At 40.5% G+C, this 23,732-nt stretch carries 21 protein-coding genes and 1 pseudogene; 7 read left to right on the top strand and 15 right to left on the bottom strand.

What is annotated here, in order from left to right:
• Positions 1-280 precede the first annotated feature (280 nt).
• The 5 genes from QUE23_RS09580 to QUE23_RS09560 all read right to left on the bottom strand — a co-directional run bounded on the left by QUE23_RS09580 (position 281) and on the right by QUE23_RS09560 (position 5,240).
• Entirely contained in the window at positions 281-2,050 is a 1,770-nt protein-coding gene (locus QUE23_RS09580) for a RepB family plasmid replication initiator protein (protein WP_286349503.1), read from the bottom strand.
• A 766-nt stretch (positions 2,051-2,816) separates the two neighbouring features.
• A complete protein-coding gene (locus QUE23_RS09575) occupies positions 2,817-3,821 on the bottom strand; it encodes a plasmid mobilization protein (protein WP_286349502.1) in 1,005 nt (334 codons plus the stop codon).
• Positions 3,822-4,009: 188 nt separating this feature from the next.
• A complete protein-coding gene (locus QUE23_RS09570) occupies positions 4,010-4,387 on the bottom strand; it encodes a hypothetical protein (protein WP_286349501.1) in 378 nt (125 codons plus the stop codon).
• Between the two features lie 83 nt (positions 4,388-4,470).
• On the bottom strand, positions 4,471-4,854 hold the full coding sequence (locus tag QUE23_RS09565) for a hypothetical protein (RefSeq protein ID WP_286349500.1): 384 nt from the start codon (positions 4,852-4,854) through the stop codon (positions 4,471-4,473).
• 17 nt (positions 4,855-4,871) lie between these two features.
• The gene (locus QUE23_RS09560) at positions 4,872-5,240 is read right to left on the bottom strand and encodes a hypothetical protein (protein WP_286349499.1); all 369 of its coding nucleotides are present in this window, start codon (positions 5,238-5,240) and stop codon (positions 4,872-4,874) included.
• Between the two features lie 425 nt (positions 5,241-5,665).
• On the opposite strand from QUE23_RS09560, the gene QUE23_RS09555 reads away from it, so the two are divergent.
• The gene (locus QUE23_RS09555; protein ID WP_286349498.1) at positions 5,666-7,570 is read left to right on the top strand and encodes a type IV secretory system conjugative DNA transfer family protein; all 1,905 of its coding nucleotides are present in this window, start codon (positions 5,666-5,668) and stop codon (positions 7,568-7,570) included.
• Positions 7,571-7,773: 203 nt separating this feature from the next.
• Here the strand turns inward: QUE23_RS09555 and QUE23_RS09550 are convergent, their stop codons facing one another.
• The 4 genes from QUE23_RS09550 to QUE23_RS09535 all read right to left on the bottom strand — a co-directional run bounded on the left by QUE23_RS09550 (position 7,774) and on the right by QUE23_RS09535 (position 11,596).
• On the bottom strand, positions 7,774-8,124 hold the full coding sequence (locus QUE23_RS09550) for a hypothetical protein (protein ID WP_286349497.1): 351 nt from the start codon (positions 8,122-8,124) through the stop codon (positions 7,774-7,776).
• 58 nt (positions 8,125-8,182) lie between these two features.
• Positions 8,183-8,386, bottom strand: a complete 204-nt coding sequence (locus QUE23_RS09545) for a hypothetical protein (protein ID WP_286349496.1) — start codon at positions 8,384-8,386, stop codon at positions 8,183-8,185.
• Positions 8,387-8,396: 10 nt separating this feature from the next.
• Positions 8,397-9,968 (bottom strand): replication initiation protein, encoded by a 1,572-nt coding sequence (locus tag QUE23_RS09540; RefSeq protein ID WP_286349495.1) that lies wholly within the window; start codon positions 9,966-9,968, stop codon positions 8,397-8,399.
• Positions 9,969-11,107: 1,139 nt separating this feature from the next.
• Positions 11,108-11,596, bottom strand: a complete 489-nt coding sequence (locus QUE23_RS09535) for a hypothetical protein (RefSeq protein WP_281769757.1) — start codon at positions 11,594-11,596, stop codon at positions 11,108-11,110.
• Positions 11,597-11,809: 213 nt separating this feature from the next.
• Between QUE23_RS09535 and QUE23_RS09530 the strand changes: the two genes are divergently transcribed.
• The 4 genes from QUE23_RS09530 to QUE23_RS09515 are packed head-to-tail and all read left to right on the top strand — an operon-like array spanning position 11,810 to position 17,332.
• Positions 11,810-13,963, top strand: a complete 2,154-nt coding sequence (locus tag QUE23_RS09530) for a hypothetical protein (protein WP_286349494.1) — start codon at positions 11,810-11,812, stop codon at positions 13,961-13,963.
• Positions 13,909-14,187, top strand: coding sequence for a hypothetical protein (locus tag QUE23_RS09525; RefSeq protein WP_286349493.1), 279 nt, complete (start codon positions 13,909-13,911; stop codon positions 14,185-14,187). Before QUE23_RS09530 ends, QUE23_RS09525 begins: the two co-directional genes overlap by 55 nt.
• The gene (locus QUE23_RS09520) at positions 14,133-15,038 is read left to right on the top strand and encodes a hypothetical protein (RefSeq protein WP_286349492.1); all 906 of its coding nucleotides are present in this window, start codon (positions 14,133-14,135) and stop codon (positions 15,036-15,038) included. Before QUE23_RS09525 ends, QUE23_RS09520 begins: the two co-directional genes overlap by 55 nt.
• Positions 14,945-17,332, top strand: a complete 2,388-nt coding sequence (locus tag QUE23_RS09515; RefSeq protein ID WP_286349491.1) for an SEL1-like repeat protein — start codon at positions 14,945-14,947, stop codon at positions 17,330-17,332. Before QUE23_RS09520 ends, QUE23_RS09515 begins: the two co-directional genes overlap by 94 nt.
• A gap of 207 nt (positions 17,333-17,539) precedes the next feature.
• Here QUE23_RS09515 and QUE23_RS09510 read toward each other — a convergent pair whose 3' ends face one another.
• Positions 17,540-17,788 (bottom strand): helix-turn-helix domain-containing transcriptional regulator, encoded by a 249-nt coding sequence (locus QUE23_RS09510; protein WP_104707476.1) that lies wholly within the window; start codon positions 17,786-17,788, stop codon positions 17,540-17,542.
• Positions 17,789-18,079: pseudogene (locus QUE23_RS09505) on the bottom strand (type II toxin-antitoxin system RelE/ParE family toxin). It lies immediately after the preceding gene.
• Between the two features lie 437 nt (positions 18,080-18,516).
• Here QUE23_RS09505 and QUE23_RS09500 point away from each other — a divergent pair.
• Together QUE23_RS09500 and QUE23_RS09495 are read left to right on the top strand one after the other, a co-directional pair.
• The gene (locus tag QUE23_RS09500; protein ID WP_104707475.1) at positions 18,517-18,804 is read left to right on the top strand and encodes a UPF0175 family protein; all 288 of its coding nucleotides are present in this window, start codon (positions 18,517-18,519) and stop codon (positions 18,802-18,804) included.
• On the top strand, positions 18,801-19,337 hold the full coding sequence (locus tag QUE23_RS09495) for a PIN domain-containing protein (protein WP_104707474.1): 537 nt from the start codon (positions 18,801-18,803) through the stop codon (positions 19,335-19,337). Before QUE23_RS09500 ends, QUE23_RS09495 begins: the two co-directional genes overlap by 4 nt.
• Positions 19,338-19,390: 53 nt before the next feature.
• On the opposite strand, the gene QUE23_RS09490 is transcribed toward QUE23_RS09495, so the two are convergent.
• From QUE23_RS09490 to QUE23_RS09475, 4 genes are all read right to left on the bottom strand, one after another.
• Positions 19,391-19,552 carry a hypothetical protein gene (locus tag QUE23_RS09490; RefSeq protein WP_286349490.1) on the bottom strand — a complete coding sequence of 54 codons (162 nt, stop codon included), beginning with the start codon at positions 19,550-19,552 and terminating at the stop codon, positions 19,391-19,393.
• A 132-nt stretch (positions 19,553-19,684) separates the two neighbouring features.
• On the bottom strand, positions 19,685-20,491 hold the full coding sequence (locus QUE23_RS09485; protein WP_434802021.1) for a plasmid mobilization protein: 807 nt from the start codon (positions 20,489-20,491) through the stop codon (positions 19,685-19,687).
• Positions 20,492-20,948: 457 nt separating this feature from the next.
• On the bottom strand, positions 20,949-23,246 hold the full coding sequence (locus tag QUE23_RS09480; protein WP_286349488.1) for a hypothetical protein: 2,298 nt from the start codon (positions 23,244-23,246) through the stop codon (positions 20,949-20,951).
• Positions 23,247-23,248: 2 nt separating this feature from the next.
• On the bottom strand, positions 23,249-23,692 hold the full coding sequence (locus QUE23_RS09475; RefSeq protein WP_286349487.1) for a hypothetical protein: 444 nt from the start codon (positions 23,690-23,692) through the stop codon (positions 23,249-23,251).
• Between the last annotated feature and the right edge of the window lie 40 nt (positions 23,693-23,732).

The raw sequence follows: 23,732 nt of genomic DNA, 5'->3' as shown, positions 1-23,732 counted from the left end.
CACGGAGCTTTTTATTGCGAAATTTGCCACTCAAACGCCGTGGGGCTTAAATAGCTTAAAATGATTTAAGCTGTAGAAGGCTCTAGGATTGCTTTGGGCGTGTAAGGATAGGGGTTTTGGTTTGGGTTGCTGTTGTGAGCGGTTTTAGCAAGGGTTTTTTATGTTGTGTTTGATTATTAAGTGGTGAAAGATTCATTTACTCTTACTTTTATGATTAGTGGCTTATGCTTATAAATCTTTTGTGTTTTAGTGTGTTGCTAGGTATTTCTGCCCTCTTATCTCAATCTCCATACTTCTTAAACCAGCTTTTAAAGTGCTTGACATTATCCAAGATGAAAGGGTTTAGAATCTTGTGGGGCTTGTCTATGTCTTGGACATCTACTCTAATGTGTCCGTTCTCTATAAAGTAAATGTCTTTAATCTTAAGAACAGCAGGCACCCCATTATTGCTCATGTAAATATTTCTGCCTATGTATTCTGTTAGGTCATTGTTAGGGTTTAGAGTTTGTGGTTGGCTAGGTTGTTGTGGTTGGTTTGGTCTTGTTAAACCCTGAAAAGTTTTAAAGCCGTTTTTGTCTGTTTGTAATCCTATTTTGACTTCTTTGGGTTGTGGTGTTTGCTGTGGTTTCTGTTGCATCTGTGGTACTTGCGATTCTACAATTTGATAACCCCCCTTAGCCATAGCTGTTAAGAAAGTTTCTTTGTTAGCTAATACAGCACTCTTTGCTTGAAACTCTTTGCCCTCTCTGTAGTATTTCACTAAAATCTCATAGCCATCCTTGGCAGGCTGTATGCCATCCACCACAAGAACAACGCTAGGGTCTTGGGGTTTGTAAAAGGCCATCTCTAAGACTTCTAGCATTTCGTTGTCTTGTTTGGTTTGCTTTAGTTGCTCCATAGATTTTTTAATTTGTTTAACCGCCTTTTCACTTCTAATTTTCCATGCAATGGTTCTTAAATCTTTTTTGGCTTGTTCTCTGTCCTTGCTAGTCTTGGTGAGTGGCTGAAAATAGAATTGTATGTGGGTGATACGATTGCCCATACCTTTAGTTTTTAACTTTTCATAGCATAAGTTCTCAAAGTGGGAGAGCTTGTGGAGTTCTTGGATTGCGGGTTTGAGCATGTCCCTCTCAATCACTTCAAGCAGCTTAACATTTTCAGAAATCCCCATCAACTCTCTAAACTCCCCCCACTCCATTTTAGGGGGCACACCTGTGCTTTTCCATTGCTTGAGTAGTCTATAAAGGGTCTTGGCGTATTTGCCACTGATATTTTGAAACTCCAAGAGCTCAAAGGAGGTGAAGTTACCATGGAGATAGTTAAGTAAATAGCCAAAATAAGGCATATTCACTTGGATTTCTATGCTTTTGACTTGGGTTTTCTTGGTGTCGTGGTAGTTGATACGAAATCTACTGAAGAGCATAATATTCTCTTTAGCGCGCTCATAGAGCACCCAAAAGTTTGCCGCCCTAATGTTTTTCCAAAATTTTTCAACAATCTTAGAGAGGTTTTCAAGGCTGACTTTAGTCCTAGGGCCTATCATTGCTCTAATGTCCTCTGCTTCAAACACCAAGAGCTCATCCTCTTTGTCCTTGAGTTTGTGGAATATGGCAAAGAGCAAATTCGCTTCTAATGCACTTAACCTACCTAGAGATACAGAATTGACATCGTTGTGGAAGGTTACATATTTTTCACAGATAGTGCTGGGGATTATGGGGGTATTTTGCGCAGTAACTTGGGTTGTTATGGGTTGTTGTTGGGCTGTTGGTTGGTTTTGGTCTTGTGTAGAGATTTCCGTGGTTATGGGTGTGGTTGCTGGTTGCTGTTGCCCATCTAGGGCATTTTGTGTGGAGGTGGTTTGGATTTGAGGTGTGTCTTGGAGTTTGGATGTTTGTGCATTTAACTCCATTAGCTCTACTAACTCTTTAAGGCAATCGGCTTGCTTTTGCTTCAAAGTGTTTCTAAAAACAGGGTCTGTTTCAACGCTGATTAGGACTTGTAAATCATTAAGCTGTTGCATCAAAATTTGCTTTTGTTCTACCGCATCCATATCCGTACCTGCTATTTTTTGAGATAATCTACAGTGAATTATATAGATAAATAGCTTAATTCTATATATTAGTGCGTATTTTACTGGGTATTAGTGCGTATTTTACTGGGTATTAGTGCGTATTTTACTGGGTATTAGTGCGTATTTTACTGGGTATTACTCTCCGCGAACCCCCTCCCACACGAAGCCCGCGCCCCCCCTAAAAAGGTTAAAAGGCTACGCCTTTAAAAGGGTTAAAAACCTGCGCGCGAGAAAAACTTAAAAATGGCGGAAATTGCAAAAAAAGGCGTTTGGAGCTTACAAAAAATGTGAAAAAATGAACCATGCGGCATGAATCGGTAAGCCAAGCTGACGCTTGGCATCTATATTGCTCTTGGGGGCAAGCCCCCAAACCCCCAAGAGAGGGCTTTGAAGTGAGAGATGAGTTTGTTTTTTTGGCTTTATGATGCCATTGCAATAAAGAGAGCTTTTGGGGTTTTAAACACCAAGAACACCCCTGCAATAAAATGGCTTGGGGAGTTCTAAAATGAGAATCAGCGTTTAAAAGGCCATAGGACGCTTTCTTGGGTTAAAGAGTGGTTTTGTATGGGTTAGGGGTGTTGTGATGGTTGTAGGGGCTGTATGGCATAAAGAAAAGGTATAAAGAGAAGGGGGCAAGCTAGACAAGTTGGCAAGATAGCCATAGAACGCTCTAAAACGCTCTACAATCGATTTTGTGGACTTGGTAATGGCATGGTAAAACAGCTCTCTAATACAAGAAAATTATCTATTGATGTGGAATACCATCCAAGCCTTTTAAAATATCTGGAGCGGTCTGCAAAAGCTCCTTAGAAATGTCGTCCTTTGGAGGTTGCGGGGGTTGCTCACTTCCCCTCTCCAGCACACACTCCGCATACAAAAACTTCATTAGGTTGCTCTCCCGATCGGTCTGTGCCACCTTCTTGCCAGCTTCTTTCCTTTGCATCGCTTCGTATCTCTGACACGCCGTTAGTTTCTTGGAATTGACTTGCTCTTGCAACTTAGCATTGTTGCTATGTGGATTGAAGGATTTGTTTATTTGTGTCTGTTCTTGTAGGTTTGGAGTGGATTGCTTTGTCTGTGTCTGCTGTCCTTGTGTCTGGGGTGTGTAGCTAGATTTTGTGTTTACCCCCTCTTGCAAGTGTGGGCTGTTTTGAATCTGCGCCTGTGGTTCTTGGCTCTGGGTCTTTACCAAGAAGGTGATTGTTGCTGTTTCTATAGCAAGAAAAACTGCTAGAACAATCGTGCTGATCCGCCATAACTTGCGGCTTTGGAGCAGCTCCTTGTGTTTGGCCTCCTGCTCCAATATCAAATTGCGCACGCCCTGGATTTGCAACAAGACTTTTTCCTCCAAGCCCTGTTGCCAGTTTTGTTGTTGGGCTTCCTGTTGTTTTTGCCACTTCTGCCAATCTTGTTGCATAGTATTGGTGCTTGTATTCAATGTGCTTTTCAAGTCGCTGTGCCAGTGTGGCAAGATGTTCTTGAGCGTGTTCTCTATGGTTTCTGTGAGGTTCTGTGCTAGCTGTTCCTGCTCCTTCTTGTGGGCTTGGACTGTATTCTTTAAGGAGTTCTCTAAGGCTTTGCGTGCCTGTGAAACGCTCATCGTAAAACGCTCCTTTTTTTGGTTTAGGGCGCTAGAGCGCACATACTTAGAGACATCTAAGCCACTCTCTTGTGCCTTGTTTTTGACTTGCTCTAACTCCTTTGGAGTGAAGCGTACCTTGAGCGTTAAGCTCTTGTTTTCTCTAGGCATTTGTGGATGCAAAGATTATATTTATTTGGCTAAAAAATGGGGTAAACATAGGGATATTGTAGTCTAAAATAGGCACTTTGTAGGATTTTTTATGGGTACAAAAGTTATGTTATTTGGGCGAAAAATTTGTGGGAACAAAGGCTATGTTCTATCTATCTACTTTTATCTGCACCATTTCTCAAAAGCCCTCAATGGATTGGCAGGGCAAAGTAGCGTGCTTTGTCTATTTGGCTAGGATAGACTAGGCATTGATCTGCCACTTCAATAAAGTCGTTTTCAAAACGCACATAGCCCACGCCATAGTGATTTTTTAAGGCTCGTTCTACTTGTTGGCGGGTTTTAGCTTTAGAGATCGCTTTGTGTAAGACATTGGGGAAATCTGGATCGGGGATGAGGTAACTCTCGCCCAAAACTTCCTCAAGGGCGCGGGAAATGTTGTTCCAAACATTGGTGCCTAGCTTCTCTGTTAAATAGGCATAAACCCCATAGCTTTGTGCGCTTTTGAAGTCGTGGGCAATGTTGCTCTCTTGAAGAATCGAATACTTGGCTGTGGTGGTCTTGATCATAGAGTAGCTGCCCTCTTGGTATATCCTCTCGACTTTCTCAAATTTTTGGATGAGCTTTTCTATGGGGATGGCATTGATTTTCTCTATGTCTGCAATGACAATCGTATGGGCAAAGTTGTTAGGTTTTTAGCTGTAGGGCTTTTTGGCTTTATGAAGAGAGACTTATGTGACAAGCTCTCTTGTTTCTCTTTGTGTTCTCTTTTGAGTTTGTCTATCACCTTTTGGCAGATCACCTTGGTGGTCATTAGGCGTTTTTGCTGCTCTACAAGGATGGGAGTCATAATGGGAGGGGTTTGGTGTTTGGCATAATAGCGCGCCATATCCTTTAAAGCCGCTTCATCGACATAGTCTGTGAGTCCTAGCACTTGGGCAACTTGTTGTTGGAATGCGTGGTAAAGCTCTGTGTCTATGCTCCCATCTGTTCTGCGCACAATCAATCTGCTGGAGATGGACTCACTCAAAGGCACGATGATTCTAAAGCGCTCTATATTAGATTAGGGCGCTTATCTTTCTCTTTGAGCTTCTTGTAATTGCGTGAGGGCACAATGGCAAAGCAAATGGGGTATTTAGCCTTGTCCATAAGCTTATACGCTTCTTGCACACTTAAAGGCTTTTTCTTGCCCTCTTGGTCGTTGTCAATGTCAAAGAATAAGAAGGGGTGAAAGCCTATGACATTTTTAGCACTCCTTTGGGCGTGCTTAGGATCATACTTTTGGGCAAAGATGGCCACAGAGACATCAAAATCAATGGCAACCCTTGCAATGTCTTGCCATCTGTTCAGTTCTATGCTTCTCCAGTGATGACAGGCATTGAAATTTGCAGGTTTAGAGATGCTAATGGTGAAACGGTTCAAGTTTTGTCTTTTTGATAGATATTCTAAAAACAAGGATACTCTAGCACTCATTTTTTAACTCTATCATTGATGATTACATAGAGAGAAAAAAATAAAAATTACCCCATAAATGTGTGGTCTTTTGCCCCTTTTTTCAATGCATTTTTGGTGCATTTTTCACAAGTACAAAATGACCCCTCTGAAACTTCGTTGTCATGGGGACTTCAAGGGTGTTTTTCAGAAAATCTCAGAAATTGTTTCTAATATGGGACGAGTGAAGTTGTATTCAAATAAATCAAAGATCATCTCAATCCCCACAAAATACAGAGTAAAATACAACTGTCATGTCACGAGCAAATCACTCCAAATAAAGACACGGATGAGAGTCTTGCCCATAGTCTTACAAACATCTAAAATATATTTTCTATACACCGATGCTACTAAACATGACCATATATAAAATCATCGAGCATATCATCATAAATTATATCATCCCCATCGCCCCTGCATGCTATGCAATTCTAATTGCTAAAAAACATTTTAAAAAAAATACGGCTCTTGAGATTGAAAAGTTTCTTATAGATGCCCACAGAGAATACATAAACACTAAATACGAACCAACATCAGATAAGTATAACAAAAACCAAGAATGCCTTCTTATGGCAATAGACACATGTTGCAAGTATGTTATTAATGGCCTTCTAGACAGGGAACTTTGTAATGATGTTTTGCTAAGGTATATTCTAAGTTTTGATTATCCTATTGACATAGAATTGAAACAATACAAGAATATAAACAAATATATTATGGAGATACTAAAATTAAATTCTTACAGTCATAACTATTTTTCCACAGAAGAAGAAATGCTCAAGGCTGGTCTCCTTGTCAAAAACAAGGATAAGAAAGAATATAAATGGGATAGAGAGCTCATTGTGGGGACATGGAACAAGCAAGATCTTGTGGTTTGTGGAGGAGACCAATTTGTTTCTCTTGCCGCACCCATAGGAACAAACAAAGATGAGGGCTTTATTATCCCTAACTGCCTCAACTACCAGCACAATCTAGTGGTCAATGATCCAAGTGGCAAACATAGACAGCTTACCGCGCGCTACAGAGAGGATGTCATGGGGCACAAAGTTTTTGTGTTCGAGCCATTCAGCGATAAAACTCACTACTATAATCCGTTTCACTATATAGATTTTGACCCAAAAAACACTGACTTCTATGGACAGGTGGACACACTGGCCAGATTCTTTTTTCCTAAAGAACCAGATGCAACAGAACTTTCTCTCCACATGACCCGTTCTCTTTTCAACATTTTGCTTCATGTCTATAGAGACTTACGCCACACGGAGAATGGAAAAAGGTTTTGCAATGAACATAAACTGAGCATTCCTGATACGCCAACTTGTCATTTCGTTGGATCACTCGTTAACGGGTTCGAAATACCCGGCAAATGCGCTGACCTCATGTCATTCGTAGATCTCCTATGTGAGGAAAATATTCTTACAAAGGATACTATTGAGTACTGGCGGGGGAGTAAAGGCATGTACGATGCTCCAAACCTCTTAGATGCACAGAAACGCTATACTGATGTCTTCAAAACATTTGAAGACCCAGTTCTACGAAGATTTACAGAAAGTAACGATTTAGATTTTCGAGATTTGCGCAGAAAAAAAGTTGACATCTTTTTTACAATCAGTCCAGATGATCAGCCTAGAGCAAGTCTCATTACACGACTTTTCTTCAGCAGTCTCATTATCGAAAACTTAAATCAAGCTCCCATTCCAAGACGAGTTTGTTGTATGCTGATGGACGAATTTGATAAATTAGGTTATCTAGACATTTTTGCTAGATTTGTGGGTGGTTTAGGCAATGAAGGAGCAAGTCCCACTATGGCAAGCTATGACATGCGCATGGTGATGATTTACTCAAACGATGCTCAACTTGAAAAAGACCAACCTTTGGGTTACGGCAAAAACAAAGCCGAATGTCTTAGAAACAATTGCGTCCGCAAGCTTCGTTACAAAAAAAGTTCCGATTTTAAAAGTAATATTGAAAATTTTAACAAGCCTTCAAGATCACTAATTATCAAAAAAATCATTGAAGATTTTGAAAACATAGAAAAAAATGATGATTTTATTTTTCTTACTAACAACTGTCCTCCCATCAAAACACACAAGGCATTTTACCACGAAGATACCTACTTTACAGATCGCCTTTGGGAGGTTAGTCCACATCTTCAAAGCAAGTACAAAAAAGGACAATTACCAAGACAAGAAGACATCACATATGCAGCCGAAAAGGGCGAACTAGACTGCAAACTCAAAAGACATACAAAAGACAAATAAATACTGGACACACCCAACAATACTAAACAAAAAACTGATTCCCGTATCGGACGAATAATAAAAAAAGCATTTTTTGATTTTCTCAAGTGAAGCATTGTCGTTATAATTAGAGATGGTTGAACACCTCTACTCTTCATCGAAAAAATAAATGGGATAGGCTACAGCGAGTAGCGCAAGTGTAACAAATATAGAAATTGCAAACATCATTGCCGTGTGCTCCTTAAAATTTTTGAACTACCTCTAATTCTTTTGAGAGCGTGACGCATACCCACAACACTAAAAAGTATGAATATCCAAAGAATAACGATTGCCATGGGAACCATAAAGAGTAACAAGCTTGTTTTAATATCTCTATGGCGGACGAAATTTTCGTAATAACGAACAAACTCCTCATAATGAGCAAAGAAATAACTAAAAACACTAAAAACACCTGTTGATGCGGCAATAAACACTGCTTTAAAAAATTCAAATTTAGCTTTCGCTTCTTCCCTTACATCTGTTATTTCTGAGTTTTCTATTGGGTTTTCATCTAGCCTCTCATCAGGAACCCGCATATTCATTCCATACCTCTACCTATCTCTCTACTTTTATTTTAACGGTATTTCATTTAGACTATAGTAAACCCATAAAAACTCTAAAGCACAGAATATTAGCACCATCAAAATATCGATAAAAAATAGATGACACCAGTCTCAATTCAAGCGTGATTAACAATATAAAAACAAAAGCAATTAGGGCAATTAGAGAAGTAACGGCATAACTGCGCCAAGTTTTTAAATCATCAAGCTCTGCTTTCTTTTTATCTAATTCTGGCATTGCTTTGTTTTCACCTCGCCCCTTTCACAAACTCCCTAAGCAAGCTCTCGTGATCTTCAAAGAAATAGATAAAGCAATCAGAAAATCCTTTAGGGATAAATTTTAGATAGACCTGGTTTAAAGAGCGCAGACGCTCGGCATAGCTACGATCTGTGTGATCGGTTGTGTTGATCTTAAAGACACCCATCAGCTTAGCATTATCACCTCCAAAAGAACCTACCATCAAGAGCTTAACACTTTTAAAGTGGTATTCAAAGTCTTTGGTAAACAAAGGACCACTAAGCCCTATAAAACTATTAAGGGTTTTTAACTCTTGCTTGTTGTAATGATCTCTCTTACTTCTTACCTCTTCTCTAGCTTTCTTTTCTTGTTTCTCTTTCTCTTCTTTTTGGATTTGCGCCATGGTGTCTTTAAAGCGGTTTTGTGTGTGGCGTTTGAGAATAGCTTTTTGCATATCAAGGTGCGGATGTGGCATGAAGTGGAAAGTGATGCCCACAACTTTATTGCCCTTGCCTTTTTTGATTTTTGTGTAAAAGATGGTTTCATAGGGCAAAGAGCGGTCGGGGTTTTCAGGGTTATAGCCTTCATTAATAGGCACACCTAGCTCTCTGCAGGCGGGTTTTAAAACCCTCTCCTCGATCATGCATATTTGCATACTTTTAGATACCCCCATAAACTCTTTAAACCCCTCAAAGTCGCTCTTATAAGTAAGCACCTCACACATGCAATGTTTTTTCACATCTTCAAAACGCACCAACAATCGATACAGAGCTTTGGCATATTTACTTCTTAAAGACATGAAAGTTTTTAATTGCAAGGAAGTGAAGTTTGCACTGAGATTATTGAGTAAATGGATGAAGTAGGGGGTGTTGATACCGACTTCTATATAACGGAGCTTAGGGGTTTTGTCTGAAACGATTGTGAAATGCTTGAACAGAAAGTAGTTTGTTTCTTCAGTCAATTCTTCACCATTTTCTACAAAACGCATGATTTTCCAGAAATTAGCCATTCTGATATTTTTCCAAAGTGTGCGCACCACTCTTAATAAGTTGTCTCCATCAATTTTGGGTGTGCCGATCATTTCTTTGACTTCGTGGGGTTCAAAGCGTATACAAGTGTCGCCTTGATCTTTGAGGCGGTTGAATAAAGCAAAGAGCAAATTACTTTCCCATGCCCCTAACTTGCCTAGATTAACTTTGTAAATGTCATTGTGTAAAGTTACCCTAGTTGAATCGGCTATGCGTATGTCTTTGGCAAGCACAGCGTTTTTAGACACACTTTGGAGAACTTGTGCTGTGCTTTCTTGTTGGTTCTGCTCTGTGTCTTGGTTTAGAAGTATGACCGGCTGTGGGTTTTCAACTTGTGGGATAACTTGTTGCTTAGAGGTTTGTTGCTCTTGAGCTTGTGGTGCATTTGTAGGTGTTTGGAGTGAACTTTCTTTAGATAGCTTTTGTTCTTGGTTTTCTTGGGGGGTTTGGGGGTTTTGCGTTGGCGTTAAGGCTAAGAGTTTTTGGAAGCACACATCTTTTTCTTGTCTTAAAATACCTTTAAATGCATGGTCTGCCTCGGTCTCTATAAGCACTTGAAGCTTTTTAATTTTGTCTTCTAATAACTGCTTCTGATCTTGAATAGCCATTCCTAACACCTCTTATAAGCTTTTTAATAAGGCCATTTTAAGAGTCATTTTGAGTATAACATACTTTTATATACTTTGTAATTAAAATAGCCGAATTTGTTATTTATGAGAGCCGAATTTGTTATTTATAATGCCGAAAATGTTATACATTAAGGTTAATTTAAGCACCAGAAACCCCGTGTGCAACGCAGTTTGTGAAGCCCACAAGGTCGCCCTACAAAATGGTTTACAAAGTGGTTGACAAAGTTCTTACGCACACACGAGAAAATTTGGTTAAGCTAAGTTTGCAAAAAAACAAAGGACAAGGCACAATTAAGGTAAGCCAAGCTGACGCTTGGCATCTATATTGCTCTTGGGGGCAAGCCCCCAAACCCCCAAGAGAGGGTTTTGAAGTGAGAATTTGAGTTTTGGTCTTGAAGTATCTATGACTATGGGGCAATCATGTCTCTTTGGAGAGAGTGAAAACTGATTGATTCAGGACAATTATGTCTTTGGAGAGTAAGATGAAGAAAAGCAATAAAACAAACATAGCGTTTAAAGAGCCTTTAAAGGGTCGTAGAGCGCAAGGTTAGGGGTGGAGAGTATATCAAAACATGGTTTGTGGGTTGAAAGCGATTGTGGGGGATTGTAGGTAGAAAATTAGCACGATGTACGAGAATAAGACTTATGCCAACATTAAGATATTTTCTACGAGTTTCGTGTATATAATATGTGCGAAGTTAAATCGGGGGGCTCCCCCGGCTCTCTTTGAGGGTTTCTTTTTCACCGTTACTTTAATTTTCTTTAATTTCTCCGTGTCCCTTGTTCATATTCAGTCTGACTAGCCTAGAAGCCGATATTCTAAGCATTTGTTAGGTGTTGCAGTAAAAACTCCAAAAAGTATTCAATCTTCTCGTATGCAAGGCTTATAATCCGTTTAGAGTGGCTTGTTCTATCACTTGGGGCATAGATAGAAAGTCTAGGATAAGCAATATTGTCTTTGATCCTTGTCTTTGCTAGATTTTCCCAGTGAAAACAAGTGTTTCTAAGATTAGAAAACAAATCCAAGACAATATTGACTTTATAATAGTTAGGCAGCTTTAAATCTATTTTTTATTGAGATGGCAGAAATCTCTAAAATCTAACCTATGCTTTCTAAAGTCAAAAATCAGATTTTGCAAATGGTTCTGTTTGATGACAACCACAATAGACCCTAGTGTCAAATTGGATAACAAGTAAGAATTGTAGGCTTTTACATCGGTCCTTTGTATATAAGCCACATGCTCTCGAATGAGTCTGTCCCGGCTCACACGCTTGTTGATCTTCTCTATCTCTCTGCTTAGGTAAGGCGCATCTACAATCCAAGCTGGACTACCAACCACTAACTGCATGCAAAAATCCACAATGTTTCTTAGATAAATCTCTGCCTGGGCGATCTTTGGAGTGAGTCTAGCATTGAACTCTAAACTAGCGTTGTGTTTGGCAATGTCATTTCCATAGGATATAAGCCGCTCTAAAGATATGAGATTTCTCACATCGCTTTTAAAAGCTTGCACTTGTGCGTAAAGGGTCTCTATACTGATGTTGTCTTTCATGACTAGTAAGAGTATCTAAGTTTCTCTTTGTGATTTTACAAACAAGCCCACAATTCATTTAAATCTGCTACAATAGCCTTTTTATTTTTCTAAAAAAAGGAAATCTATGCCTAGCTCTACTTGCGCTGTGCGGGGGGGGGGGGGGGTAACTCTCTCTAGTGTTGTTTTAGTTGTTTTTAGGGTTAGCGTGGCTGGCTTTGGATGGGAGCTGGTATGCTGGATGTCTTAAAAATTGCCGAGCAGTGGCAGGCAAGCAGCGCTACACAGGCGAGCACAGATGTCATCTTGCATTACACGGCTTTAAAAGAAAAGTGGGGTAAATACGCCCCCTTAAGGCATAAACGGGATTTACAAAACGAGGCGTTTGGCTCTAAAAACACGGAGCTTTACGGGTTTTTAAATCCTTGCAGATACGACATTTTGCCCTTGTGTGTGCGTTTAATGCCCGAAGATGCCCCCTTACAAGCAGTCAATGAGACATTAGGCGCTTGCAAGACACCCTCTCTAGATGATTACCAAGCACAACAAAACAAATTTAAAGAGACCCTAAAGACATGCTGGCAACAGCTAGAGCCCTTTTTAAAAGACACGCCCCAACTGACACAGGCTCAAAAGCTACAAGGCTGGTTTATCTTTGCCGAGTTGGAGCGCGCCCGTTGTTTAGAAGCGTGGCAAGCGTTTTACAAACTCTACAAAGAGGATTGCAAGACAAAGGGAAAGAAAAAGCTCATTTGGCATGAGATGCAAGAGGTGGCTAGGGGTGCTTACACTGCTTTTAGCCAATCTTTTAACGCCTTAATGAAGGGTTTAACCCAACTTTTAGAATGCGCCAATGGTCTAAGTGGGGTGCAGGCGTTACGCCAATTGGTAAGCAATTCACATAATGGCAAAGTAGATTTATATATCTATTGCGATGAAAAGGCTTTAGAAAAGCTCTTAAGCCTTAAAGATGCGCTGGGGGCGGTGGTAAGTCAAGATGCCAAAGTCTTAGAGACCAAAAAGACCTTGGAGCAAAAAATCACTGCGTGCCAAGAGGAATTGCCCAAATACCTTGCCCTTTTAGATCAGGCTACAGATAAAAGTTGGCAAGAGCGTAACCAAATTAAAGCACCCTTTGAGAGATTAACAAAGAATTTAGGGCAAGATATACAAGCCCTATTTGAGGCGTGTGATGCGAGCTTGGGTGTAGAGGTGATGCGCCAAGTTTTGGGGGTTGAGAAGGCAAGCAGGGCGGATAATTACGATGAATCGGGGTTTAAAAGCGCTCTAGAAAAGCAGGTGCTTAAACCCTTGGAGGAGTGCTTTAAAACCTTGGGGCTAGCCCTTGAGCCACAAATCGCCCTAAATATGTTGAAGACTTGGCTACAAGATGTCATTGCCCAAATTACAAAATCTCTTGGCGCTCTAGACCAGACTTACAAACAACTGGCTAAAGAGGGCATTGTGAGCAAAGAAGAAATTGATGCCCTTTATAAATCCCTAGATCAAGGCTTAGAGCCTTTAAAAGAGAGTTTAAAGGCGTTTGTGGCGGGTAGTGAGGATGAAAACATTGCCAAAATGGGCGCAGAGGCTTTAAACAATGTGGGGTCTGTCAGATACTTAGAAAAATCCCTACCGCTCATAGAGAGCATGTTAAAGGCAAGCAATGTTAGCCCCCAATCTGAAGCGATGGTATCCACCCGTGAATTAAAGGCGCTCAAAGCCCGCCAAAATATGACAAATCTAAAGGTCTATTACCAAGCCTTTAAAGAGCTTTGGGCGCAGTATAAACCCCTTGAGGACCAACAAGAACGGCAAAAGCAAGTCTTTAAAGCCAAACGCCAAGTCCTCTGTGATCTCTTAGATTATGAACCCCTAGAGGTTTTAAATCTATACAGGTGGAACATTGAGGATAAGGACACTAAAGAAGCCTTGGACAAGTGTTATCGGGATTGGATGGTTGAAAAATACGATGTTCCAGACTTAGGCACCTACCAAAAAGACAGACAAAAGTTTCAAGACAAACTCAATGGCTTTTCTAGGGGCGTGGCTGATTTGTTAGCCTCATCCCCCAAACTCACAGAGCCAGAGAGGCTGAAGGGGTGGGCACACTTTATAGAGCTCAAAAGGCTGGCGTGCCAAGAGGCTTACAGCACTTTTATCCAGCTTTACAAGGAAGAGTGCAAGGCAAAGGGCAAAAAAAGCATTGGCTATGGCAATATTGATGGGGAGGCTTATAAGGCTTGGTGTGCATTGAGTTCAAGCCTAGATTCTCTTGAAAACAGCCTAAAAAAATGCTCCAATACACAGTGCGCATTTCTAGGGCGGGTGCATTGCGCTCTCTGGTTGATAAATACACAGGCGCATATGCCGATAGCTTTTCTTTAGATAATGAGGAGGGTTTAAAACAACTCTTAGGGTTTCAAGAGGCAGTGGCTCGCATTAAAAACGCCGATGAAAAAGTGTTAGAGGCTAAAGGGGTGTTGGAACAACGCATCATCCAATGCCAAGAGAGGTTACAAGAGTGCAATGCCCTTTTAAACCAAGAGGGCATCACTTGGGAGCAAGAAGAGCAGATCAAAAGCCCTTTGAAGAAGCGTGCAAGGGCTTGATCTTAGAGGTGCAGGCTTTGTTGCAAGTGGTGGATGCGAGTTTAGGTGTGGCTCAAGTGCGCCAAGTGCAAGGCACTTTATGGAGCAAAAGAGAAGATTTAAAGACCAACAAATACAACACTCCCGCTTTTAAAAAAGCCCTAGACAATGAGGTGTTAAAGCCTTTGGAAGAAAGCTTTTTAAATTTCAATGAAGCCCCAAATCTACAATTTGCCCTAGACACTTTTAAGTCCATTTTGCAAATTGCTTTGCAAGAAATTACAGAGGCTTTTTTAAACCTAGAGCCCACTTATCAAAAACTCCAAGCAGAAGGAATAGTCGATCGAGATTTGCACTCTAAACTCAGAGATAGTGTGGAGACCTCTTTAAAAGCTCTAAGTTCGAGTGTTCGCGACTTGCTATCTAAAAAAGACCTTGATGAAAACACCGATAAAATGCTTAGAGAATCTCTTTTTATTTTGGAGAATGGTTTATGTTATAGTGTTTCAGGAATTGAAGAAAAATCTAATGCAGAAAGAGAGGAAGTTCTTAGCACTTTAGGGGCTGAATTGGATAAATTAGAACACCTGAGTGCCCCGCAGGAGAATGATGACCTGAAAGCTGTAGAGCAAATCCGAGAGTTTTTAAAAGAAAAACTTGCACAAGAAAAACGAAGATACGAGGAGGGAGATGCCATTAGACCCCTATGGGATTACGAGGGTGATAATCTCCAAGCCTATGCAGACTATACCAAAGAGAGTGTGCACAATGCTGAAGCATGTTTGGAGTTAGGCAAAATGGTACTCAGGGCATCGTGTTACCCAAATCTAGTGATCTTGCTCATTCCTATTTTGACAAGGCGATCGAACTAGGTTCGATCAGAGCTTTGACCCATTTAGGACTATTGTATTTAGATTTGGAAGAAAAGCAACAAGCGTTTGAGTGTTTTACAAAGGCTTTGGTGTTGGGCGATGTATGTGCCTATGTGGGGTTAGAAAAGCTCAGACATCTTAACAGTTTTAGCAGCGAGATGTATACTTTGAACGATACCCTTGTGAAAAACGCACCTGCATCAGAGCGCACGCAAGCCCATAGGTTTTTTAGCTTTGAAACCTATATCAAAGACCCTAAAGAGGCAGATGCAGAGGCGCAAGTCATGCTCGAAGAGGTTCAAGGGGAGTGTTTGCATGAACACCACTTTAGTTACGAAGGTCACATAGATGAAGAATATGGTGTTGATACAGAATACAGAGAGAACTACATTGAACCTTGTTTTGAAGACCTCTTTGATGATGGTGTTTATGCCACTATGGATGGCTTGAATGCCCGTTTGCATTTAAACATGCTTAAGACCATTGATACAGTTTATGGCAAGCCCAAAAAAGAGGATTATCAAAAAGCCTACGAGAATGCCAAAGAGGCTTACCAAGATGGCGTAGAGTTAGGCAGTGGGCGTTGTGCCCTAGAGCTAGGGCACATGTATCTAGATCAGTTTGCGCAAATGTGCAAATCTTTACCCGCTAAGCAAAAAAAGAGTGCAAACCTAGAGGCTAACCACAATGCCATTACTTGTTTTAAAAAGGCTTTGCAATGCCATTTCAATGCTGCGCTTGATCCTCTGATCGACTTATTGCAAGCCCAACAAGAATTGCTTAAAAAAATGCCTAATGTCGCTTTGAGTGCGCAATATGCCCACGATTTAGAACAGGCTAAGACCTATGAGAAGGCTCTCCATCAGGCCTGCCAAGCTAAAGACCCTAAGCAATGGGGACCGGTTAGTTTCGTGCCTGATTTTCTTGAAAACGCTAGTCTATCTCAAGACAAGTCTCAAGAAAAACCCCAAGCCACAGAAGAAAAAGTTAAACCCCTGTGGCAATATGACAACAATACTAAACAAGCCTTTAAAGACTACATGGAGGCTAAGGATAAAAACAATGCCTCTGCGTGGCTAGAACTAGGCAAGATGAGCTTACTGGGGGTTGTCGTGCCCCCTGATCCCATAGGGGCAATGGTGTGCTTTGAAAAGGCCAAAGACTTAGGCTCTTTGCAGGCCTACTATGGAAGCTATTTGGCAGATAATGCTTTAAATGCTTACACAGATAGCTTGCAGGAAAGATTACAACAAGAACCGCAACCTAATTATAATTCCCCCTTAAAGAGTTCAGAGATAAAAGAGGGGCTAGAGTGTATTTTTTCAATGAGCAAACCCGCAGGTGGGGGAGTTTTTAGAAAATATGAGGGTGTGGTGATAGAAGATTGGGTCTTTGAACAGGGAGAGAATCGAGGGAGATGGTTTGGTTCTATTAAGGCTTGGGAACAGAGCGAATTTGAGGAAATTTTAGAGGCTTTCAACAAGCAGGCTAACAAGGATGATGCGCCCATGCATGCATGGGGGGGAATCTTGCGCATAAATGTTGGGTGTCAAGCCCCTGATGTGTGGAGCTTAGGCCGGCTACACAGCCGAGAACAAAAAAATCTCTTGCGCTATCAAGCTAACGAAGCTTATGAAGACATTATGCAAGCCATTAAAGAGGGCTATGTGGATGGGCATTATTTACTAGGAGTGGGGGATTTGCATGGAAGATTGCATGGGTTTTTTGTAGCATTGCAAAAAGTGCGTGCAAATATCATTGAAGAAACAGGCAATGATGAATTTAGTGGCGAAATCTATGGGGGTGAGGAAGATTATTTAGAAGGTTTAGCCCCTGATGACCCTGAAGATGAAGGCGAAAAGTTTTACCACAACCAACGCAAAAAGTCTCTATTAAAGGGGACAAAGGCGGGCTCAGCCCTGTGTGGTGTGGCTCTAGTAGAACTTTATGAGAAAGGGACTAAGCTCAAAACCCAGAAACTTTTTGACAAACGCCATGTGTGGATAGAGCTTTTAACACCCTTTTGGGAGCAACAGCGCAATTACAGAGCTTTAATGCAACTAATTAAGCTTTTAGAGCAGCAAATCGCCTTTTGTGAGGATCAAAAAGGGCTTGGTTTTAATGCCTACACGAAAGAAAAAGATGTGCCTCGAGAAAGCCTAGAAACTCTACACCATTATCAGAAGTATAAAGGTGTGCTTCTAGGATATAGGGAACATTTGAAGCAAATAGGTTCTAGCGCGGAGAGTTTGAATCACTATTATATCGGCTGTGCGGACTATTTGTTTTTCTAAGTTGTAGTTAAAGAAGCATACTTATATGCTCAAAAACAGCGTTTCTGTAGCGTATAAAGCAAGCTTACCAACTACGCCTCGTAACCACTACGCGCCTTATAACCTACTCAAACGCTACTACCTTTTGTAGCTTTAAGGAGGTAACCCCTAGTTTTAAGGTTTGTGGATGTTGTTTTGGTATGGTGCAATCCACAGCTATCAAGTGTTTTAGGCAGTGTTGCGCTTTTGCATCTCATTCAAAGACTGCAAACCAAAACCTAATTTCTTTAAAACTCTTGCAAACTCAAGAGCGTTTCCCTCAAAAGAGGGCAAGTCGATGTTCTTAGATTTTGCAATCACTCCTAAGGCATCTTTGAGCTCTGCCAAGTCGCCATCCTCTAAAACGGCTTCTAAAAAAGATAGGCGTTTTTCATCGGTGTTTAGAAATTTAACCACGCTAAATGGCTTAAAGGCCATCTAAAACTCCTCTTTTAAGATTTTTTGTGCCTTGATTATATCCTTTTGTTGTGTGCTTTTGTCGCCTCCGCACAGCAAAATCACCAACACCTCTCCCCGTTTAGCCACATACAAGCGGTAACCCGGTCCCGTGTGGATGCGTAGCTCAAAAATTGCGCCCGTGATGTGCTTATGATCGCCAAAATGCCCACTTTCTAAAGTCAGTAAACGACGCACAATCGCGCCACGCCCCTTCAGGTCTTTTAGATTTTCTAGCCACTTTTAAAATTCGTCTGATGTCTGTATTTCCATGACTGCATTTTAACGCAAAACATCATCAATGTGTGGGCTCTAAGTCTCTGTTAAAACCTTGACTATGTCTGTATCTAGTTCTAAATAATTATCTATATCTATCCTCTAAGCACTATCATTTAAACGCCCGTTTGATAGTGGTTGAAAAGTTTTACTAAAAGGATTGTGTTTTGATAGTTTTGCTATTGTTGTAGTGTTGGTTAAAATGATATGGCATAAATGAAGCAAAAGCTTATCGATACCGTATTCTGGAGCGCGGCTGAAGACAGTTTAAGTACCATTAAACAAACTTTTATACCAACCAAACTACAATTCACTTTGGATTTGCGCATTGTATAAGGAGAACGACGATTGATGCTTTAAAGAGAAAGGTATTTGGGAAGAAAGATTATGAATTTCGACATCGTGGTTTTAAAAAGGTCAGGGCGGTTTGTAAGATGAAGAAATATAAGAAATCTATCCGTTTGCAGATACCTAATGAAATGGTCGCACTCATTGGTAGCACAGATAAGTCCACCAAAATGTTACAAAAGGCACTTATACTTTACCCCTACATCAAAAACCAGGTCATTTCTTACGGCAAAGCAGCAGAGATACTGAAGATAAAGAAATGGGATTTGATGGAAATCTACAGCGAAAATGGCATTCCCATTATCGATTACAGCATAGAAGAAGTGCAAGTAGGGGTAGAAAAATTGAGAGCACTACTAAAAGCGAAATCTTGAGTAAGATCTCAAAGATTTTGCTAGCTGTTTCTGATACAACACCGCTAATTTCTTTCTTAAAAATGGATGCGTTGGAGTTGTTGGGCGATCTCTTTGACAGCATAGCTATCTCGCCAGGTGTGTTTATCGAGCTCACAAGCAATGAAAAATTTCAAGATGAAGCCACACAAATTAGAGAATGTGGGTTCATCCATGTTTGCCATGTACCCGATGAAGGAGAGGCAATAAGACTACAGAATATGGGGTTAGACTTAGGTGAAAGTGAATCAATCGTTCTAGCCCAAACTACTGAAACCAAGTTACTTCTAATGGATGAGAAAAAAGGCAGGAAAAAAGCAAAAGAGCTAGGTTTAGATGTTGTGGGCACTGTAGACATCTTATTGTCAATGAGAGAACATGGACTGGTTTCTCACGCACAACTCTGTACTTTTATCCAGGCCATCAAAAAGCACAGGCGTTTCATAAGTCAAGAATTGTTGGATGGGCTTTTTGCTTTAAGCGTGTCAATTGATGCTAGTGCTGAAAACAGATGACTGTTGCAATTAAGGTAGGGTAGAGAAGGTCTTTATGAAAATTATTCGAAGCTTCAATGTCTAAGTCCATCCACCATCCCTACAAACTCTTGCAGAGAAAATTTAAGTCCTCTGCCCTCTTGTAATTCTTGCACTGCTTCTAGGGTCTCTTGATTAGGTTCTAAAACTTCTCTTTGTGAGATAAACTCTTCTAAGGCTTCTTTTAAACTCTGCACCCTAAGACAGCCTGCAGTTTTTGAGCCAGAGAATCAGGAATTTCAACTAACATGCTTTCTCCTTATGTCCTAGGCATTTTACTTCAGAATATCCCAGACTTGCTTAGAAATATCTGCATTAAGTTGACACACCTATGGAGTGGGTGGAGTTTTGTCCAAGTCTTTTAGAATGTCTATATTATCTGGATTATCTGGTGTAGTCTGTAATGGAAGTGTTTTAGATTTGTTACCTTTGGGGGACTGGGTAGGTTGAGCTTGATACCATTCTCTCAAGCAGTCCGTATATGGTCCTAAATTCTTCCTCCAACCTATTTCTCTTTCTTTTTCATCTTTCCACATCTTTTCTATTGCTTTGTATTTTTGGCATGCTGTTTGCTCTTTTGGGCTGGCTTGCTCCTGTATTTGAGCATTGTCTTGCACTTGTGGATTTTTTAGTTCTTGTGTTTGGGGGTAGGGCTGGGTCTGCTCTGTCTGTATTTGCTCTTGTGATTTAGGGTAGGACTGCAACTTCATCTGCTTTTGCCCCTGTGGCTTGGATTGATGACTAGATTGTTGGTGTGTTCTCTCTTGTGGGTGCAAACTATTTTGCATCTGTACCTGTGGTTTTTGCTTGTCTTGTATTAGAAAAACAATTACAGCTACGATGATGATGATAAGAGCAATAGCTAGGACTAATGTGCGGATTTGCCATATTATGGGTTTCTTAGCTAACTTCTTATGCTTTGTCTCTTGTTCTGGGCGTACTTCTTGGGTTTGTGTCAATACCTTCTCATCTAAACCTTGCTTTGGATTAATCCCTTGCTTTAAAGCACAAGAGCGCACATACTTAGAGACATCTAATCCAAGCTCTTGTGCTTTGTGTTTAAGCTGTTCTAACTCACTGAGAGTAAAACGCACGCTCACGGCTTGGGTTTTATTGTCTTTGGATGCTTTAGACATTTGTAGGACTTTTGCTTACAGTAGAAAGGCAGATAACCATAAGGGTATTATAGCCTGAGATACACTTTGTAAGATTTTTTATGCAGGACATTTGTAGGACAAAATTACAAGTTTGTATGACAAATTTGTATGACAAAATATAGGTATTCTCACAGAGAAAACCCCTAAAATAGGCGCTTCATAGAAATTTGTATGACAATTGTATGACAAAATACCAAGCGTTTGTAGGACAAAAAATCATGATTTGTATGACATGGTTTTGTATGACAAAACATAGAATTGAGAGAAATGCCTAAATGGTGTTTGGGGCGTTTTGTATGACAAAGATATTTTATGGAACAAAGGCAATGAGAGTTTTTATTCTAATTTTCGCTCATCAATATTGCTTGCTTGTTAGCCAGCTATCTAAGTTTGGGCTGTTAGAATAAAAGCAAGCGCGCAATCACTAAAGATAAAATCACTTATGCTTCCCCACACTCTTCTGTGTTCCTTTTTGCTGTGATTTCAAAAGCTCACTTTCTAAAAATCCATTAAATTCATCTAAACGCCTTGCATAGTCATCTGTAATGTTTGTATATTCTGTAGCCATTTCTGTGGCTTTGGTAGGGTCTATCTTGCTTATTTCAGCAATGAGGTCTAAAGTTTCTTTCTCCAAATCTGACTTTGGCATTGTCTGTGCTGTAAATTGCTCTAACTCAATCTCAGGGGCTTTGGGGGCAAGCGCATCATACAAGTGAAAAGTAAGTTCTGTGGATTTTGGCAAACACGAGCGAGGCATACAAACGATAGATTGCACGGAGCACCCAAAGTTATGTAACAAACCATTAAAATTGTCATTTGCTGTTTCTAAATCGTCAAAAGACAGAGTTTTAAGACTTTGGATTAACTTGTCATCTGTTACCTTTTCTAGGCGTGCTTTTAGTTCTTTACCATTGGCATCATCCATCCAAAACACCCACTCTTTACATACAAAGCCGTGTAAGATTGCGTTTTTGTGTTCTTTGGAGTAATTTTCAAAGAAAGCTTTAGCTTTTTGTTCTATTGTTATTGCTCCACTGTCTTGGGAAACACCACCTTGATTTTGCCCTGCGGGTTCTTTGGAGTCCATTTGTGCGTGTTTTATATTGCTAATCGCCTCTGTGAGCCTTTTAAGCATGTCTTGGAGTGTGCTGTTTTGATCTACAGTAATGCCTAAGCTCTCGCAAAGAGTGTTTAAATCTTTATGGACAATGTCTAAAATTTCAGTTTTATTTTTTTCTAGTTGAAACCTAGTTTCTATAGCTTTGAGCTTGTCTTGGGCTGTGGGATTGTTATCTTGGTCTTGCATCTCAATCAATGCGCTGTAAGCGGTGCTGATGGCGGTTTCTAGGCTAGCCTTAGCGGTTTCAGCTGTTTTGGTCTTGTCTGCTTGCTCTTTGAGTTTATCAATGCCTTTTTCAAGGTGTTCTTTGGCGTATTTAGGTGTTTGCCAATTACCCCCACCAGCCCGCTCACAAAGTGCACTCAAATCTGTCTTAGATTGTTTAATGTGTGCCATAAGGCTCTCTTTAGCTCCATCAGCCTTTTGAGGGATGTCTTTGCTATCTACGTCCGCCACAAGGCAAAGATTCTTAAAATCTTCTAGGCGTTTAGCTTCCACTTGATCTGGACTCAAGTGGTCCTTGTATTGAGTTTTTATCTTGTCCTGCACCTGTTGTGGACTTAGATAGTCTTTATATTGTTCTGCTTGTTCTGCAACCTGTTCGGGGCTTAGGTAGTTTTTGTATTGTTCTGCTGTATCTGTGGCCTGCTTTTGGGCATTCTCAAGCATGGTGTTTTGCTCGCTAAAGATAGCCAAAGCCACACGCTGAAACTCAGTAAAATCTATTGCCTGATCTTGTGCTTGCTTAGCCCATTGCTCTAGCTGGCTAAAATGTTCTCGCTTAAAGCCCTTACCCGCCATTGTTTGGCGCAACTCTTTACAAAACTCTTTGATCTCATCTTGTCTTGCCTTGCGCTCATTGATTAGGGTTTGCTTGGCGGTATTGGTTTGCTGTTGTAGCTTCTCGACTTTATCAGGACTTAGATAGCCTTGGTATTGCTCTTGCAACTCTTTTTTATCGGTTTCTAATTGTTCCTGTGCTTGTGCCCGTGCTTTCTCCATTAACCGCCCATAAGCTCTAGGTTCAATGCGTTTTGCACCAGAGCCTTTGATAATGACATTGCCTTGATAGTCATAGACATTGTGCTTGGGTTTGCCCCTTTGCATCTGTAAGACTTTTGCTGTGAGCTTTTGCATGTAGCTGGCGGTCTTAAAATTTATATACTCTTTGCGGTACATGCTTTTGCCCGTGATTGGGTGCAAGGTTACAAACTCCAAATGGGCGTGGTGGTTAATGTGTTCTACTCCCTCTTCATCTACATGCCCCTCATCTCTGTGGATTACGATTTGGTAGCATTGAAATTTAAATCTCTTTTTAAAGCGCAAGGCTAAATGTTCTAACTCTTGCATAGTGGTTGTGGGCTTGACATTGACAACAGCACTCCATAGGTAGTTAGTAGATTTAAAGGGTTGGTTAAAATGTTGTTTGTAATGTATCTTGGCTTGTTCGACCATGCTATCTCTTAAAACCCTCGCCTCTTTGGCGTTTCGATTGCACGCAAACCCTAATCCCCCACTTTTGAGCACATAACTAGGCGTAACGGAGCGATCGTTATGTTTTTCTTGGATGCTGAGCTTTGTGGGCTTAAAATTGATAGAGGCAATGTCTCCCATGGCTAGATTTGTTTAGGGGGTGTGTCTGTTTGGGTTACTTGACTTTGGGCTTTAGATTGTGGGGGATTTACCTTAGCTTCTTGGGACTTTTGTATCTCTTGGGTTGGCTTAGATTCTTGTTTTTGACTCTCTTGCTCTATCGTGTAGGTGAGGTTATTCAAAGCTTCATTAACTTTTTGTTTTTCTTTTGCCTTTTCCTCACCTTCCTTTTTAATGGCGTTCAATTCCCTATTCACTTTGTTTTCAAAAGTTAAAAGCTCTTTATTCATTTTGTCTGTGAAAGCTTTAATCTCTCGCGCAGTTTTGCTTTTTAAAGAATTGAGCTCTTTTTCACGCTTGGCTTTTGTGTCTTGGTATTTGTCTCTAAGTCTAATCACTTCATTGTGCAATCGGCTCTCTAAAGACTCTAAAACCCGCCTAGATAACTTACTATAATCCCTTGACATGGAAGTCCTTTGTATTGATTTTTCTAGTATTTAGCGCATA

Origin of the sequence: Helicobacter felistomachi, assembly GCF_030296895.1 — a bacterium.
Taxonomy (GTDB): domain Bacteria; phylum Campylobacterota; class Campylobacteria; order Campylobacterales; family Helicobacteraceae; genus Helicobacter; species Helicobacter felistomachi.
This window is presented reverse-complemented; position numbering and strand designations above follow the sequence as displayed.

Excerpts from the sequence above, each read along its gene's own strand:
- QUE23_RS09580 (WP_286349503.1), bottom strand. The coding sequence starts at position 2,050 with ATGGATGCGGTAGAACAAAAGCAAATTTTGATGCAACAGCTTAATGAT.
- QUE23_RS09575 (WP_286349502.1), bottom strand. The coding sequence starts at position 3,821 with ATGCCTAGAGAAAACAAGAGCTTAACGCTCAAGGTACGCTTCACTCCA.
- QUE23_RS09570 (WP_286349501.1), bottom strand. The coding sequence starts at position 4,387 with ATGATCAAGACCACCACAGCCAAGTATTCGATTCTTCAAGAGAGCAAC.
- QUE23_RS09555 (WP_286349498.1), top strand. The coding sequence starts at position 5,666 with ATGACCATATATAAAATCATCGAGCATATCATCATAAATTATATCATC.
- QUE23_RS09550 (WP_286349497.1), bottom strand. The coding sequence starts at position 8,124 with ATGCGGGTTCCTGATGAGAGGCTAGATGAAAACCCAATAGAAAACTCA.
- QUE23_RS09545 (WP_286349496.1), bottom strand. The coding sequence starts at position 8,386 with ATGCCAGAATTAGATAAAAAGAAAGCAGAGCTTGATGATTTAAAAACT.
- QUE23_RS09535 (WP_281769757.1), bottom strand. The coding sequence starts at position 11,596 with ATGAAAGACAACATCAGTATAGAGACCCTTTACGCACAAGTGCAAGCT.
- QUE23_RS09530 (WP_286349494.1), top strand. The coding sequence starts at position 11,810 with ATGCTGGATGTCTTAAAAATTGCCGAGCAGTGGCAGGCAAGCAGCGCT.
- QUE23_RS09515 (WP_286349491.1), top strand. The coding sequence starts at position 14,945 with ATGTTTGGAGTTAGGCAAAATGGTACTCAGGGCATCGTGTTACCCAAA.
- QUE23_RS09510 (WP_104707476.1), bottom strand. The coding sequence starts at position 17,788 with ATGGCCTTTAAGCCATTTAGCGTGGTTAAATTTCTAAACACCGATGAA.
- QUE23_RS09500 (WP_104707475.1), top strand. The coding sequence starts at position 18,517 with ATGAAGAAATATAAGAAATCTATCCGTTTGCAGATACCTAATGAAATG.
- QUE23_RS09485 (WP_434802021.1), bottom strand. The coding sequence starts at position 20,491 with ATGTCTAAAGCATCCAAAGACAATAAAACCCAAGCCGTGAGCGTGCGT.
- QUE23_RS09480 (WP_286349488.1), bottom strand. The coding sequence starts at position 23,246 with ATGGGAGACATTGCCTCTATCAATTTTAAGCCCACAAAGCTCAGCATC.
- QUE23_RS09475 (WP_286349487.1), bottom strand. The coding sequence starts at position 23,692 with ATGTCAAGGGATTATAGTAAGTTATCTAGGCGGGTTTTAGAGTCTTTA.